This window comes from Nocardioides psychrotolerans, from assembly GCF_943371775.1.
GTDB lineage: Bacteria > Actinomycetota > Actinomycetes > Propionibacteriales > Nocardioidaceae > Nocardioides > Nocardioides psychrotolerans_A.
Genome location: NZ_CALRWD010000098.1, coordinates 1 through 15663, shown reverse-complemented (window position 1 = coordinate 15663; position 15663 = coordinate 1). Strand labels below are relative to the sequence as shown.

The following is a 15663-nucleotide window of genomic DNA, read 5'->3' as shown; positions in this document are numbered from 1 at the left end:
CACGGATTGCACCATCGCGCCGACGCGGGGTGGGTGGCTCAGTCGCCGGTGGTGTCGGTCTTCGTCACGTTCAGCACGTAGGCGAAGGCCGGGGCGCATCGGAGCGGGACCGTGGTGCCGTCGTAGGTGAGCGTCAGCTCGTGGGCGAGGCGGCGGTGAAAGCCGTCCATCACGACGTGCTGCCCGGCGTCGTCGACCTCCTGGTGGACGTGCTTCTTGGGGCCGACCTTCGTGGCCGTTCCCGTCACGCGCGCTCGGAGCCCGTCGATCAGCAGCGATGTGCGGACGTCGGTGCCGCGCAGGATGTCGCGCGGCTCGCGTGACCTCGAGAGCGACGGGTCGTCGTCGAGCCGGACCTGGAGGTAGTGGGTGTAGGCGTCGTTCTCGTAGAGGTTGACGTAGGCCGAGAGGCCGTCGGCCCGGCCGGTGCACTCGAGGACGATGCCCTTCTCGCGGACCGGTGCGGTGCGGGCCTGCTCGGCTGCCTCGGACGTCTCGGCGGGGTGGGCCGTGGCGGTGCCGATGGTCCCGAGCCCGATCAGGGTGGTGAGGGCGAGGGTCGTGACGGTGGTGCGCATGGTGCGGTGCTCCTGGATCTGTCGAAGGGTGAACAGGTCCAAGACGCCGATGCCCCGTCGACGGTTGCAACCGCCGGCGAGGCGGTCCAGACCGGCCCTACATCGCCTGCGACACGCTCGACATGTTGAAGTCGGGCACGCGCAGCGCGGGGGTCGCGGTGCGCGAGAAGTAGTCGTCGCCCCACTCGCGGCTGAAGCTCGGCACCGTCGCCGACGCGTGCGAGAAGCGGCGCAGCAGGTCGATCGGGCTCTCGTTGAAGCGGAAGTTGTTGACCGACCCGACGATCTCACCGCCCTCGACGAGGTAGACGCCGTCGCGGGTCAGCCCGGTCAGGAGCAGCGACTGCGGGTCGACCTCGCGGATGTACCACAGGCAGGTCAGCAACAGCCCCCGCTCGGTGCCGGCCACGAGGTCCTCGATCGAGCCGGCGCCGCCGTCGACCTCGAGCACCAGGTTGTCGACCGCCGGGGTGACCGGCTGGCTGGTCATCGCCGCCGAGTGGCGGGTCTGGAGCAGCGAGGTGAGCTCGCCGTCGCGGATCCAGTCGGTGCGCTCCAGGGGCAGGCCGTTGTCGAAGACCGAGGACTCGTTGCCCGACGCGCCCGCGAGGGCGAACGGCGCGCACTGGAGGCCGTCGTACGACGGGTCGGAGTAGAGGTGGACGCCGGGCGAGGTGATCTGCTGACCGATCCGCGTGCCGACCCCGCGCTGGCTGTAGACCGACTGGCCCTCCCAGGCGACCCGGGCGCCGGCGTACCAGTAGGCGTCGATCATCAGGTCGGCGACGGCGGTCGGGGGCAGGATCGTGTCGTAGCGCCCGGCCGGCAGGTCGACGCGGCGCGAGCCCCACCCGAGCCGCCGCGCGACGGTCGCCTCCATGGCGAGGGCGTCGACGTCGGCGAAGTCGCGCGTCGCGCCGCCGACCCAGGCGCTCTCGCGCAGGTCGGCGGTCTTGCCGGTGCAGGCGTAGTGACCGGTCGGCTGGACGTGGCGCAGCCGCAGGCCCGTGGTCGAGCCGAGGTAGGTCGTGGCGACCTCGTGGTTGACGAAGCCGTAGAGCACCCGGTCGGCGCAGGAGGCCCGGCCGAACGCCTCGCCGAGGGCCGGGGCGAAGGTGTCGTAGACGTGGATGTCGGTGGGCACCGCCTGCTCGTCCCAGTCGGGGGAGACGCGGTCACGCACCAGGTCGGCGGCGTCCTCGGCCGGCGACGACAGCCGGGCGGCCGCGTCCGCCGCCTCGACGAGAGCGGTCACCTGGGCCTGCGTGCTCGCGCTGCCGCTCACCGAGCCTGTGGCCACTCCGTCGCCGGAGCGGATGAAGGAGATCACCGTGACCGAGACGCCGTGCATCACGCCGTTGGTGGTGAGGGTGTTGTTGGCCCACCGCAGGTTGGCGCTGGTGTGGTCACGCACGATGACGACGCAGTCGTCGGCCGTGGAGACGGCGACGGCCTGGTCGACCAGGGACTGGGGCGTGGTCGGGATCGTCATCAGTGGCCTGCCTCGTCGAGGGTGTTGAGGATGCGGACGCCGCGGAAGAGCGAGGTCGGGCAGCCGTGGCTCACCGAGGCCACCTGGCCCGGCTGGGCCTTGCCGCAGTTGAACGCTCCGCCGAGCTCCCAGGTCTGGGGTCCGCCCACCGCCTCCATCGAGCCCCAGAAGTCCGTCGTGGTGGCCTGGTAGGCGACATCGCGCACCTGGCCGACGAGCTCGCCGTCCTTGATCGTGTAGAACCGCTGCCCGGTGAACTGGAAGTTGAAGCGCTGCATGTCGATCGACCACGACTTGTCGCCGACCACGTAGAGACCTCGGTCGACGCGGCCGATCAGCTCCTCGGTGGAGGGCCCGTCGGGAGCCGGCTGGAGCGACACGTTGGCCATGCGCTGGATCGGGATGTGACCGGGGGAGTCGGCGTAGGCGCAGCCGTTGGAGCGACCCGCCGGGTGGTCGGGCCCGGCCAGCTCGGGCTTCATGTGGCCCATGGACCGGTCGAGCTGGTAGCCCACGAGCACCCCGTCGCGCACGATGTCCCACGACTGGGTCTGCACGCCCTCGTCGTCGTAGCCGATGGTCGCCAGCCCGTGCTCGACGGTGCGGTCACCGGTGACGTTCATGACCGGTGAGCCGTAGTGCAGCGTGCCGAGCTTGTCGTAGGTCGCGAACGACGTGCCGGCGTAGTTGGCTTCGTAGCCCAGGGCCCGGTCGAGCTCGGTGGCGTGCCCGATCGACTCGTGGATCGTCAGCCAGAGGTTGGAGGGGTGGATGACCAGGTCGTAGTCACCGGCCTCGACGCTGGGCGCCTTGAGCTTCTCGGCGAGCAGCTCGGGCACCTGCTCGATCTCCTCGTCCCAGTCGTGGCTGCCGTCGGTGAGGTACTCCCAGCCGCGCCCGACCGGCGGGGCGATGGACGACATGGAGTCAAAGGTGTCGGCCCCCGCCCCCATGGCCTCGAATCCGGGCTGGAGCCGCACCCGCTGCTGCGTGGTGCGGGTGCCGTGCAGGTCGGCGTAGTACTTGTTCTCCTGCACCTGCAGGGCGTACGCCGACGCGTGGTCGACCGCCGCGCCCGTGCGGAGCCGCTCGGTCCAGTCGACGAGCAGCGCCGCCTTCTCGGCCACGGGCACCTCGAGCGGGTTGGTGACGTAGGACGACACCCAGGTGACGTCGTCGTGGACCGGCTCGGCCGCGAGCTCCACGGGCGTGCTGGTCATGGCTGCCGCGACGACGGCGACGGAGACGGCCGTCTCGGCGACCCGGACCGCCTCCTCCGGCGTGAGCGCGATCCCGGCGGCGAAGCCCCAGGCACCGTGGTGGATGACCCGCACGGCGAAGCCGAGGTCCTCGGTGTCACTGGCGCTCTGCAGCACCCCGTCGCGCACCGCGACGCGCTGGTAGCGGACCCGCTCGAAGCGGAAGTCCGCGTGGCTCACCCCGAGCTCGCGCGCCCGGGTGAGGGCCGCGTCGCCCAGGTGGCGGTAGGGGAGCGAGGAGAAGGTCGGGTCGAGCGTGGGTGCGCCCGGGAGTCCACTCATGCAGCGAACCTATCCGAAGAGGCCCGTCCCTCAGCGACGCGCGCGCACGGCCCAGGCATGCGCGGAGATCGTGAAGGGCGCAGGCCCCAGCAGCTCGAAGCACCGCTCACGCAGGGCTGCGCGTCCGGCCTCGTCCAGTCCCGCGACGTGCTCGCCGAGCGGTCCGACCCCGAAGGTGTAGGGCTCCCACCAGTCGTCCGCGTCGTCGAAGGTGACGTCGACGCGCAGGTCTCCGCTCACGACATCACGCAGGCCGGCGAGCGTCGCCAGCTCCTCGAGATGCCCCTGCCGGGCACCAGGCAGCCCGTCCTCGGCGGTGGCGCCGGGGCTCAGCTGCTGCGCGGCCTGCCAGCAGAGGCTGAGCGGGCTCCGTCCTCCGTCGTGGTCCCAGACGCAGGCGGCGACGACACCGTCCGGTCGGGTCACGCGCGCCATCTCGCGGAGGCCGGCGACCGGGTCGCTCATGAAGTGCACGACCAGCTGCGCGACGGTCGCGTCGAACGCGCCGTCCGCAAAGGGCAGGTCCTCTGCCGAGGCAGGTCGCACGTCCACCCCCGGCAGACGCTCTGCGAGGCCCGCGACGAACGGAGGCGAAGGGTCGACGGCACTGACCGCGTCGACCCCGAGGCGCCGCACCAGCTCGGTCGTCAGTGCACCCGGCCCGCTCCCCACGTCGAGCACGCGCTGGCCTGCCACCGGACCGATGAAGTCCGCGAACGTCGGCCCCAGCGGCACCGAGAACCGCCCCATGAACCGGGCATAGGCGTCCGGTGGCACCACGAAGGACATGAGCCGAACGTAGACCTCGCGGCCGTGCCTGACCAGACCCGTGTGAGCGGACCCGTGTGAGCGGACCCGTGTGAGCGGACTGGTGTCAGCGGCGCAGCGCCACGGTGGAACCCGACCGCGACTTGGTGACGACCAGCTGGGTGGGGATGCGGTCGCGGAGCTCGGCGACGTGGCTGACCACGCCCACCACGCGACCACCGTCGCGCAGCGCGTCGAGCGTGTCCATGACGTCGTCGAGGGTGTCGGCGTCGAGCGAGCCGAAGCCCTCGTCGACGAACAGGGTGTCGAGCGCCGCGCCACCGACCTCGTGGGTGATGACGTCGGCGAGGCCGAGCGCCAGGGCCAACGACACCACGAACGTCTCGCCGCCGGACAACGTGGCGGGGTCGCGGGTCTCACCCGACCAGTCGTCGCGGACCAGGAGGCTCAGACCACCACGGGTCTCGCCCGCGCCGCGGTCTCCGGTGTGGACCAACGAGTAGCGCTGGTCGCTCATCGAGGCCAGCCGCTGGTTGGCGGCCGCGACGACCTGGCCGAGGCGGTAGGCCAGGACGTAGGCGGAGAGCCGCATCTTGAGCCGGTTGTCGGGGGCCTTGCCCTCCACGAACGCCGCCAGCCGCACGGTCACCTCGAGGTCCTCGCGCAGGGGTGCCCACGCCTGGAGGGCGCTGTCGAGCTGGGTGCGCAGCGCCGCCAGGCGGGTCACCCGGAGATCCAGGTGCTCGACCTTGCCGCGGGTGCGGGCCAGGGCGGCGAGGGCGTCGGCGTGGGCTCGGACCAGCGGTGGCAGGTCGGGTGGCGGCACCATGGCGAGCTCATCGGCACCCGGGGCGCCGAGGACCTCTCGCACGGCGGCGAGCCGTTGCTCGTGGGTGCGGACGGCGCGGGTCAGTCGCTCGACCTCCGCGTCCGGAAGCACCGCCGCGGCCGCCACCTTGGGAGAGTCGAACCCCGCCTCGGCGCTGGCGCGCTCGAGAGCCCCCCGCGCCTCGTCGTGGGCCGAGCCGGCGGCAGCGAGCGCGTCCAACGCGCCCAGGGTGGCGCGGTCGGACGCGAGCTGCGCCTCGTGGGTGGCGAGCAGGGTGTCCAGGTCACGGCAGTCGGTGCCCTGGAGGGCCTCGTCGAGGGTGGCGCGCAGCTCGGCGCACTCGGTGGTGAGACCGTCGATGCGGGCTGCGGCCTCGGCGGAGCGGCGGTCGAGCGCGCGCAGCTGCTCGTCGAGCTGGGCGGGGTCGGGGGGCCTGCTCGCTCCGGCTCGGCCACCGCGGCTGGCTGCCAGGGGAGCCAGCTCGGCCTCGACGTCGGCCCGCTGCGACTGGAGCTCGTCGAGCGTGACCTCGCCTGAGGCACCGGTGAGGGCGTCGGTGAGGGCGTCGGTGAGCCGGTCGCGGGCGGCCACGAGGTCGCGGACCTCGAGGTCGCGCAGGTGCTCGGTGGCCTTGGCGTCGTCGACGGCGCGCAGGGCGGCCTTCTCGGCCGCAGCGTCCGGGGCGTCGGCCGCGGGCCTCGCCTTGTGGGGGTGCTCGGCCGAGCCGCACACCGGGCAGCACGCTCCGACGGCCAAAGCCAGAGCGATCTCGCCGGCCATGGAGTCCAACCGGGCCTCGCGCAATGACAGCAGCGACTCGTGGAGACTCAGCGCGGTCTCCCGCGCGGTGTGCCAGGCGGTGCGGGCGACGTCGATGCGGTGCGAGACCGAGCGGTGCTCGCGCAGCAGGCGGACCTGTGCGTCGATCGCCGCCAGGCGCGACTGCAGACGCAGCTCGTGGGTCTCGCGGGTGACCTCGGCCTGACGCTGGTGCCAGCCACCCAGCTCGGTCGTCGCCTCCGCCAGGCGGGCTGCGGCAGGTCGCAGCGCGCGGACGCGGGCTGCCTCGTCGAGCGACGACTCGACCCGGGCGGCCACGTGGGCCCGGTCACGGACCTCGAGGAGGTCGACGTCTGCGGCGAGGCGGTCCCGCTGGTCGCGTGCCTGGTCGCACAGCCGGAGCAGCGGCGCGACCCCGGAGGCGCGCTGGGCGAGGGAGACGCGCCTGACGGCGTCGGCCATCTCGTCGGCCGCTGCGACGAGGCGGTCGTGCTCGACCCGGGCGGCGCGGTGGCCCGCCACCCGCTGGTGCAGGGCGCGCGCCTCGTCGAGGCTCGCACGCACGGTGGCCTCGGCCTCGCCGGCCCCGGCCGCCGCGGCTCGCCCCTCCACGAGTGACCGGGTGGCGTCGTCGTGGAGGGCGTCGGCCCAGGCGCCGAGCTGCCCATCGGCGGCCGGCAGCGTCAGGTCGCGGATGTCCCAGTCACCGGGGAGCGGGCTCTCCGCCGTCTCGCTGACGCGGCTCACCAGGTCGGCCACCCGCTGGTGCGCCTCGTCGCCGGCCCGGCGCAACCGGACGCGCCGGTCGCGCAGCCAGCGCTCCACGTCGGCGAAGCGGCCGGTGCGGAAGAGCTGCTGAAGGACGGCGTGGCGGTCCTCGGAGCGGGAGCGCAGGAAGGTCTGGAAGCGCCCCTGGGGGAGCATGGCGACCTGGGTGAACTGGGTGACGTTCATGCCGACGAGGTGGCTGACGAGGTGCCCGGTCTCGTCGAGGCGACTGGACAGGTGGCGCCACTCGCCGTCGACCCGCTCGGTGAGGGTGACCGACGACTGCTGCGTCGTGGTGCCCTCGCCGCGCAGCTTGGGGCGCTCCCAGAGCGGTGAGCGCTCGATGCGGAAGCGACGCGCCCCCAGGGTGGCCTCGAGTAGGACCCGCGGGGCGACCCCAGGCTCGGCCTGGTCGGAGCGCAGTCGTCTGGCGGCGTTGCGGTCACCCGGGACGTCGCCGAAGAGCGCGAAGCAGACGGCGTCGAGGACGCTCGTCTTGCCGGCACCGGTGGCTCCCGAGAGGAGGAAGAGACCGGCGTCGGACAGCTCGTCAAAGTCGACGCGGACCGTGTCGGCGAAGGGTCCGAACGCGGTGACCTCGAGGTGGTGCAGCCGCATCAGTCCACCTCCTCCGACTGCTCGTCGTCGGTGCCCGCGTCGTCACGGTCGGACAGGAGCGTGTCGACGTCGGAGTCGTCGCAGCACGCGTCGACCGCGCTCCAGAGCAGGGTCGTCTCGGACTCGTCGGGCTGCCCGCCGCGCATGTCGGTCATGAAGTCAAGGGCGATGTCGCGGTCGGAGCGCGCGTGGGTCTGCGACGCGGGGAGCGAGCCGAGGCGGGGCGCCGAGGCCGCGAAGCGCAGGACCAACGTGTGCGGGAAACGCTGGCGCAGCCGATCCATCGCCCGGCTCGGGCGCGCCGTGTCGGTGAGCGTGACCTCGACGAAGGACTGCTCGTGGTGACGCAGGCCCGGGTCGCTCAGGAGCGTCTCGAGGTCACCGGAGAGCCGCGCAACCGCTCGCGGCACCGGGGCCTCCAGGAAGTGGGTCCCAGTGAAGCCGTCCGCGTCGAGCTCGACCAGCCAGGAGCCCTTGAGGTGGTCGGCCTCGGAGAACGAGTAGGCCAAGGGTGAGCCGCTGTAGCGGACCCGCTCCGTGAGCGTGTGGCGGCCGTGGAGGTGGCCGAGCGCGGTGTAGTCGATGCCGTCGAAGACCGACGTGGGCACCATCGAGACGCCGCCGACGGAGATGTCGCGCTCGGAGTCGCTGGGCTGGGCCCCGGCGACGAAGGCGTGCGCCATCACCACCGAGCGCATCCCAGGGCGCTTCGCCAGGTCGGCCCGGACCCGACCCATCGCGGTGGTGAGGGCCGCCTCGTGCGAGCGGGCGGACAGCGACCACGGCTCGACGAGTGCCGCGGGGTCGAGGTAGGGCAGGCCGTAGACCGCCACCGCACCGTGCTCGTCGTGCAGGACGACCGGGGTGCCCACGCCCGAGGCGTCGGTGCGGATGTGCACACCCGCGGCGTCGATCAGCCGCGAGCTGAAGCCCAGGCGGCGGGCGGAGTCGTGGTTGCCGCTGGTGAGCACGACGGAGGCACGCGAGGCGGCGAGCCGCACGAGGGCGTCGTCGGCCAGGAGCACCGCGTCGACCGGCGGCAGGGCCCGGTCGTAGATGTCGCCCGAGACGACCACGAGGTCGACCCGCTCGGACTCCACGACCTCCAGCAGGTGGTCGAGGTAGGTGGCCTGGTGCGCGAGCATCCCCTCGCGGTGGAAGGACCGGCCGAGGTGCCAGTCAGAGGTGTGGAGGATGCGCACACGTCGAACCTAGAGGCGCCCACCGACACCCTGGTGCACCCACGCCGGGGACCTCCGACGACGTGGGGCGGCTCACCCGCTGTAGCGCACCGTGCGGCCCTCGGACGTGAAGCCGTAGAGGGTCAGCCCGGCCTCGCGGGCGAGGTCGACCGACAGGCTCGTGGGGGCGCCGACCGCCGCGAGAGCACCGACGCCGGCCGCGATCGCCTTCTGCACCAGCTCGAAGCCGGCCCGCCCGCTGACGACCAGGCAGGCCTCGGCGGGGGAGGACCCGGCGAGCAGCCGGGCCCCGGTCACCTTGTCGACGGCGTTGTGACGCCCGACGTCCTCCCGCACGACGAGAGCAGCCCCCTCGGCGGTGAAGAGCCCGGCCGCGTGCACGCCGCCGGTCCGGTCGAAGACCTGTTGCTGGGTGCGCAGCACCTCCGGCAGCCGTCGTACGACGGACGGCTCGGGCAGCGCGCCACCCCACCGCGCCGCAGGGGTCACCGCGAGCGCCGCGGACACGCTGTCCTTGCCGCAGACGCCGCAGGCCGACGAGCCGGTCGACTGGGTCTCGTGGCGGTGGCCGGGGTCGTGGAGCGGCGGAGCCGACAAGGTCACCGTGACGACGTTGAACTCCTGCTCGGGCTCGAGGTCGACATCGGTGCAGTAGGCGACACCGGAGATGTGCTGGTCGCCGATCAGGCTCTCGTGGCGCAGCCACCCGGCGGCCAGCTCGAAGTCGTGGCCGGGCGTCCGCATCGTCACCCAGACCCGCCGCGCGGGGGAGCCTGGCCACGCGAGGCGGATCTCCAGCGGCTCCTCGGTGACGAGGCGGTCCTCGCGGCGCTTCACCCCGTCATCGGTGAGCTCCTCGACCCGGGTCCGCACCGAGGGGCCGGGCCGACGCGGCCGCTCGCTCATGCCGGTCCGCCGGTCGCGAAGGCGGCACGCACCGCGAGCCGACGCTCGAGCTCGTCGGCCTGGTCGACGACCCGTCGCCGCAACGACAGGTCGAGCCCGTCCTGCGCGAGCAACGTCCGGGTGCGGGCGAGGGTGTCGTCGCTGAGGGCCCCGAGCGGGAAGAACGCCTCGGCCGCCTCGGCCAGCACCCAGCCGCTGCGCACCGCGACGGTGGCGGGCAGCTCGTCGAAGTAGCGGGCGACGTAGGGCGCTGTCAGCTCGTCCTGCCCACCGCGCCACATGCCCGCACCCGCGGCGACGAGCTCGTAGTTGGCGACGTCCACCTCACCGGTGAAGCGGGCCCAGGCGAACTCCTTGGCCTCGGTGGTCGGCAGCGAGGCCCGCGCCCGGGAGTGCTCGACGCGCGAGACCCCGGTGGGCTCCTCGGCGAGAGCCGCGTCGAGCTCCGCGGCGTCGGTCGCGCCCAGGGCGGCCAGCCGGACCAGGATCCGCCACCGGAGGTCGAGATCGCGCTCGAGGCCGGCCGGCAGGTCCTGCGTGAGCCATGCTCGCAGCTCGTCGGACGAGGTGCTCGCCGTGATCGCCGTGCGGAAGGCCGCGAGCTGGGACTCGGAGCCCGCCTCGGCTGCCCGGAGCCGGGCGAGGGCTGCGGCGTGGATGCGGGGGAGCGCGTCGGCGCCGGCCAGCGGGACGACGGTGGAGAAGACCCACGGCAGGGTGTGGCGGGCGGTGAACTCGGTGTCCTCGATCGGCAGTCGCGCCTCGAGCAGGTCGACGACGTCGGCGGGGTCGATCGCGGCCTGGTGGAAGGCGCTGCGCACCGAGTTCCAGGACGCCGCGAGCAGCGCGCTGTCGGTGATGGAGGGCAGGAGCGTCTTGAGGGCCCGCACCGTGACCGCGTCGGGCAGGAAGACACCCCAGCTGTCCTCGTAGGGGTCGATGACCACCGGTGCGTCACCGACGGACACCGGCGTCTCCGGGCCCTCGAGCGTGACCTCGGCCGTGCTCCAGGTGCCCTCGGCGGCGGTCGCGATCCGCAGCCGGTGCGCGCGGTCGGCGGGGTGGTCGGCCGGGGGAGTACGACGGAGCACGCCGGCCGACCGGTCCAGGCTCACCGTGTCGGGGCCGGCCGTGCGCAGCCAGCTCGACGTGAAGCCGGACAGATCGCCGGCGCCGGCCTTCTCCCAGCTGGTGAAGAGGTCGTGCATCGTGGCGTTGCCGAAGCGGTGCGTGGTGAAGTGGTCGATGACGCCGGCGAAGAAGACCTCGTCGCCGAGACGGGCGTTGAGCTGCTTGAGGATGCTCGAGCCCTTGGCGTAGGAGATGCCGTCGAAGTCCTGCAGCGCGGCCGTCGCGTCGACGGCCCCGTTGCCGGCCACCGGGTGGGTGCTGGGCCGCTGGTCGGCGGTGAGCCCCCACTGACGGCGGGCATAGGCCTGGTGGACCCACGCGTCGTCGTACTGGGTGACGTCGGCGGTGACGCGGTTGCCCATGTATTCGGCGAAGGACTCGTTGAGCCACAGGTCGTCCCACCACGCGGGCGTGACGATGTTGCCGAACCACTGGTGCGCCATCTCGTGGGCGACCGTGGTCGCGCGGTTGACCCGCGCGCCGCGGGTGACGCGGGAGCTGAAGATCAGCGGGTCGCGGAAGGTCACGCAGCCGGGGTTCTCCATCGCGCCGGCGTTGAACTCCGGCACGAAGGCCTGGTGGTAGTCGCCGAACGGGTAGCGGATCCCGAAGAGCCGGTGGAACTCGTCGAAGCACTGCTTGGTCATCGTGAAGAGCTCGTCGGCGTCCTTGTCCAGGTCGCCGGCGATGCTGGCGCGGGCGCTCAGCCCGAGCGGGATGCCGTCGTGCTCGTCGCGGACCAGGTGGTAGGGCCCGGCGACCAGGGTGACGAAGTAGGTCGAGAGGGGCTGCGTCGTCGCCAGCTCCCAGACACCGGGCTCGGGGTTGCTGGCCGCGCCGTTGCCGACGACCACCCAGTCCTCGGGCGCACGCACGTGGAAGGTGTAGGGCGCCTTGAGGTCGGGCTGGTCGAAGCAGGCGAAGATGCTGGGAGCTGCGTCCATGAAGGACATCCCGTAGACGTAGTGCTTGCCGTCGGCCGGGTCGACGCTGCGGTGCAGCCCCTCCCCGTCGTTGCGGAAGCGCATCGTCGCATCGACGACGAGCTCGTGCTCGCCGGGCGTCGTGTCCAGCGGCAGCCGGCCCCGGTCGAGCAGGTCACGGTCGACGGGGCGCCCGTCGAGGGTGATCGAGGAGACGCTCACCGGCTTGAGGTCGAGGAACGTCGGACCCCCCTCGCTGGTGAAGCGCACCGTGGTCACCGACCCGAAGGTGGCGTCGTCGGAGGCGAGGTCGAGGCGCACGTCGTAGGACGTCACGGCGAGGAGGCGTCGGCGCTCCTGGGCCTCGGTGTGCTGCAGGCTCTGGCTCTTGGTCGTCACCAGATCACCCTAGTTGCGAAGGTTTCACGAAGAAGGGGGGCCACCGGAGCAACCAACCGTGATGCTGGTGCGTCGTAGAGGTCACACGGGACGCCCCATGCGTCCCTCTCTCGGGAGGAAGGCACCACCATGCCGCTCACCAGTCATCGCCGTCCGGGTCGTCACCGTGCCCTCTCGCTCGCGGCCCTCGCCACGACCACGGGGATGCTCGTCGGTGTCACCGCGACCGGGCCCGCCACATCGGCCGAGCCCGCGGGCGACTGCACCGCCGTCTTCCCGGTCGCCGAGGTGGCGGCAGGACAGCTCGTCGAAGGCCTGACCGTCGACTCCGGGGTCACCCCCGAGCCGTTCACCGGCGAGGTGCTGGGCGTCCTCGAGGGCGGGATCGCTCCCGGTCTCGACATGATCATCATGGACCTGGACTCGCCAGCCATCCAGGCCGCCGGCGGCATCTGGCAGGGCATGTCGGGATCCCCGGTCTACGCCGACGACGGCCGCCTGATCGGCGCCGTCGCCTACGGCCTGGCCTTCGGATCGTCGCCGGTCGCCGGCATCACGCCCTTCGAGGACATGGACGACTACCTCGACGCCACCGCCCGCCCGGGCCGGATCACGATCGACAAGGCGATGGCCCAGCGCATCGCACGTGAGTCCGACGCCTCCGCGGCCGAGGCCTCGCACGGCTTCCGCCAGCTACCGATGCCGCTCGGAGTGTCGGGGGTCAACGCCTCGCGGCTCGACAGCTCCACCGGCCGGCCCTACCTCACGAGCAACACCTACGCAGTCGGCAAGGCCACCGGAGCCGCTGCTCCCACCGCCGCCGACATCGTGGCCGGCGGCAACATCGCCTCCTCGCTCGCCTACGGCGACATCACCGCGGCCGGGGTCGGCACCGCGACCAGCGTCTGCGACGGCCGGGTCGTCGGCTTCGGCCACCCGATGCAGTTCAGCGGCCCCGCGACGATGAGCATGCACCCCGCCGACGCCATCTACGTGCAGGAGGAACCGCTCGGGGCGCCCTTCAAGGTCGCCAACATCGCGGCCCCCGTCGGCACGATCACCGACGACCGCCTCACCGGCATCACGGGCACCTACGGGCCCCTGCCCGATGCGATGACGGTCACCTCGACCCTGACCAAGGGCGACACCTCCCGCACCGGCGTCACCGACATCACCGTCCCGCTGGCCAACGCCGAGCTGACGTTCTACCAGCTCGTCGCCAACCACGACCGCGTCATCGACGGCATCACGGGCGGCACCGAGAGCCAGACCTGGACCATCACCGGGACCGACGCGGACGGCACGCCGTTCACCCTCGAGCACGCCGACCGGTTCACCTCGATCCGCGACATCACCTACGAGTCGAGCTTCGACCTGCCCGACGTGCTCTTCGGGCTCAGCCAGCTCGACGGGGTGACGGTCACGAGCGCCACGGCCGAGGGCGACGTCACGGACGGCAAGGCGACGTACACCCTCGGAGCCGTCCAGCAGTACCGCCAGGGCGCGTGGGTGACGCTGAGCCGCAAGGAGCCCGCACTGGCGGTCGCCGGCAAGAAGCTCCTGCTGCGCCAGGTGCTCAACGGTCCTTCGGGCCAGCGCACCGTGCCGGTCTCCTTCACCGTGCCGGCCCGCGCGGCCGGGCAGCGGGGATCGATCTCGATGACCGGCGGCAACTTCATCTACAGCGAGGCGGCCTACCAGAGCTCGCTCGCCAAGATCCTCAAGGCGGTGCGGGAGCAGGTCCGCAACGACGAGGTCCAGGCCGACCTGAGCATCTTCGGCCGCAAGCTCCAGATCCAGAAGAGCCAGGTCCTCGGCCCGGTCGACATGGTCGTGAACGGCAACCGCCGGGTGCGCGTGGTCGTCCGCTGACTCGTCCCCTCCGGGGGATGTGTCGCACACGCCGCGGGTCGGGAGCACGCTCCCGGCCCGCGGCGTCGTGACGAGGCCTATCGTGGGGTCATGGACCTCCTCGACGCCGACGCCGCAACCGCCGAGAAGGCCGTGCTCCTCCAGCTGATCCGTGACTCGGTGATCGGCGAGGACCACCTCATGGAGACGCCCTACGGCCGTCGCCGGGTGACCTACGCCGACTACACGGCCTCGGGGCGGGCGTTGAGCTTCATCGAGGACTTCATCCGCGACCAGGTGCTGCCCTCCTACGCCAACACCCACACCGAGTCGAGCGGCACCGGCCTGCAGACCACGCGACTGCGCGAGGACGCGCGCGAGATCATCCGCCGCGCGGTCGGCGGCGAGGACTCCGTGGTGATCTTCGCCGGCTCGGGGTGCACGGGGGCGATCGCCAAGCTCATCGGGGTCCTCGGCCTGCGGATCCCCTCGGCGCTCGAGGACGCCCACCACCTGACCGACCACATCCCGCCTTCGGAGCGGCCCGTGGTCTTCCTCGGCCCCTACGAGCACCACTCCAACGAGATCCCGTGGCGCGAGTCGATCGCCGACGTGGTGGTCATCCGCCAGGACGCCGACGGGGGAGTGGACGCCGACGACCTGCGGGAGCAGCTGGAGAAGCACGCCGACCGCCCGCTCAAGATCGGGTCCTTCTCGGCAGCATCCAACGTGACCGGCATCCTGTCCGACACGGCCGGGATCTCGACGCTCCTGCACGAGCACGGGGCACTGAGCTTCTGGGACTTCGCCGCCGCGGCGCCGTACATCGACATCGACATGGAGGCCGTCGACGCGGCCCGCCCGCTGTCCTACAAGGACGCGGTCTTCCTGTCGCCGCACAAGTTCATCGGGGGACCCTCGACGCCCGGCGTGCTCGTCGCACGGCGCGAGCTCTTCGCCAACCGCGTGCCCGACGTGCCCGGCGGCGGGACCGTCCTCTACGTCAACGACGACGACCACCGCTACTTCGACGACCCGACCCACCGCGAGGAGGGCGGCACCCCGGCGATCATCGAGTCGATCCGCGCCGGCCTGGTCTTCCAGCTCAAGGCGGCCGTGGGGGTCGAGACCATCCGGGAGCAGGAGGAGCGACACCTCTCGCGAGCCATCGGCTCCTGGAAGGACGACCCCGCGATCGAGGTCCTCGGCAACCTCGACGCCGAACGGCTCTCGATCGTCTCCTTCATCCTCCGCTCGCCGTCGGGCCGCTACCTGCACCACAACTACGTCGTGGCGCTGCTCAACGACCTCTTCGGCATCCAGTCGCGCGGCGGCTGCTCGTGCGCCGGCCCTTACGGCCACCGCCTGCTCGGGATCGACCTCGAGCGCTCCCACGAGTTCGAGCGGGAGATCTCCGGTGGCTGCGAGGGCATCAAGCCCGGCTGGGTGCGGGTCAACTTCAACTACTTCGTGGCCGACGAGGTCGCCGACTACGTCGTCGACGCCGTCCGCCTGGTGGCGCGCGAGGGGTGGAAGCTGCTGGGCGACTACACCTTCGACACCACCACCGGACTGTGGCGGCACCGCGACGGGCTGGTCATGCCGCCGCTCTCGCTCCGCGACGTGTCCTACGCCGGCGGTGTGGCCTCCATGCCCACCAACACCGCCACCGGGGGAGTCGAGCTCCTCGCGGACCACCTGCGCGACGGCGCGGCGCTGCTCCACGCCGCCGTCGGTCCCGACCTCGCCGGCCACCCCGGCAACGTCAGCCCCGACTTCGAGCACCTGCGGTGGTTCGACCTGCCGGCGGTGTGTCTGTCGCGGTGAGGGTCGGCTCGGGTCGGTGACGTGTCACCGGGGGTTGGGGGGGGGGGGGG

At 72.3% G+C, this 15663-nt stretch carries 10 protein-coding genes; 2 read left to right on the top strand and 8 right to left on the bottom strand.

Annotated elements, in window-relative coordinates:
- Window positions 1-38 precede the first annotated feature (38 nt).
- From AAG827_RS20140 to pepN, 8 genes are all read right to left on the bottom strand, one after another.
- Window positions 39-578 (bottom strand): hypothetical protein, encoded by a 540-nt coding sequence (locus AAG827_RS20140; RefSeq protein WP_341928000.1) that lies wholly within the window; start codon window positions 576-578, stop codon window positions 39-41.
- Between the two features lie 97 nt (window positions 579-675).
- On the bottom strand, window positions 676-2070 hold the full coding sequence (locus tag AAG827_RS20135; protein ID WP_341927999.1) for a TldD/PmbA family protein: 1395 nt from the start codon (window positions 2068-2070) through the stop codon (window positions 676-678).
- Window positions 2070-3611 (bottom strand): TldD/PmbA family protein, encoded by a 1542-nt coding sequence (locus tag AAG827_RS20130; RefSeq protein WP_341927998.1) that lies wholly within the window; start codon window positions 3609-3611, stop codon window positions 2070-2072. Before AAG827_RS20130 ends, AAG827_RS20135 begins: the two co-directional genes overlap by 1 nt.
- 30 nt (window positions 3612-3641) lie before the next feature.
- The gene (locus tag AAG827_RS20125) at window positions 3642-4400 is read right to left on the bottom strand and encodes a class I SAM-dependent methyltransferase (protein WP_341927997.1); all 759 of its coding nucleotides are present in this window, start codon (window positions 4398-4400) and stop codon (window positions 3642-3644) included.
- An 85-nt stretch (window positions 4401-4485) separates the two neighbouring features.
- A complete protein-coding gene (locus AAG827_RS20120) occupies window positions 4486-7374 on the bottom strand; it encodes an SMC family ATPase (RefSeq protein WP_341927996.1) in 2889 nt (962 codons plus the stop codon).
- A complete protein-coding gene (locus tag AAG827_RS20115) occupies window positions 7374-8576 on the bottom strand; it encodes an exonuclease SbcCD subunit D (RefSeq protein ID WP_341927995.1) in 1203 nt (400 codons plus the stop codon). Before AAG827_RS20115 ends, AAG827_RS20120 begins: the two co-directional genes overlap by 1 nt.
- 72 nt (window positions 8577-8648) lie before the next feature.
- Window positions 8649-9482, bottom strand: coding sequence for a formate dehydrogenase accessory sulfurtransferase FdhD (locus tag AAG827_RS20110; RefSeq protein WP_341927994.1), 834 nt, complete (start codon window positions 9480-9482; stop codon window positions 8649-8651).
- Complete coding sequence (gene pepN / locus AAG827_RS20105) at window positions 9479-11935, bottom strand: aminopeptidase N (RefSeq protein WP_341927993.1); 2457 nt, start codon at window positions 11933-11935, stop codon at window positions 9479-9481. Before pepN ends, AAG827_RS20110 begins: the two co-directional genes overlap by 4 nt.
- Window positions 11936-12064: 129 nt before the next feature.
- Between pepN and AAG827_RS20100 the strand changes: the two genes are divergently transcribed.
- Both AAG827_RS20100 and AAG827_RS20095 read left to right on the top strand, forming a co-directional pair.
- Complete coding sequence (locus AAG827_RS20100) at window positions 12065-13807, top strand: SpoIVB peptidase S55 domain-containing protein (RefSeq protein WP_341927992.1); 1743 nt, start codon at window positions 12065-12067, stop codon at window positions 13805-13807.
- A 90-nt stretch (window positions 13808-13897) separates the two neighbouring features.
- Window positions 13898-15613, top strand: coding sequence for an aminotransferase class V-fold PLP-dependent enzyme (locus AAG827_RS20095; RefSeq protein ID WP_341927991.1), 1716 nt, complete (start codon window positions 13898-13900; stop codon window positions 15611-15613).
- Window positions 15614-15663 lie beyond the last annotated feature (50 nt).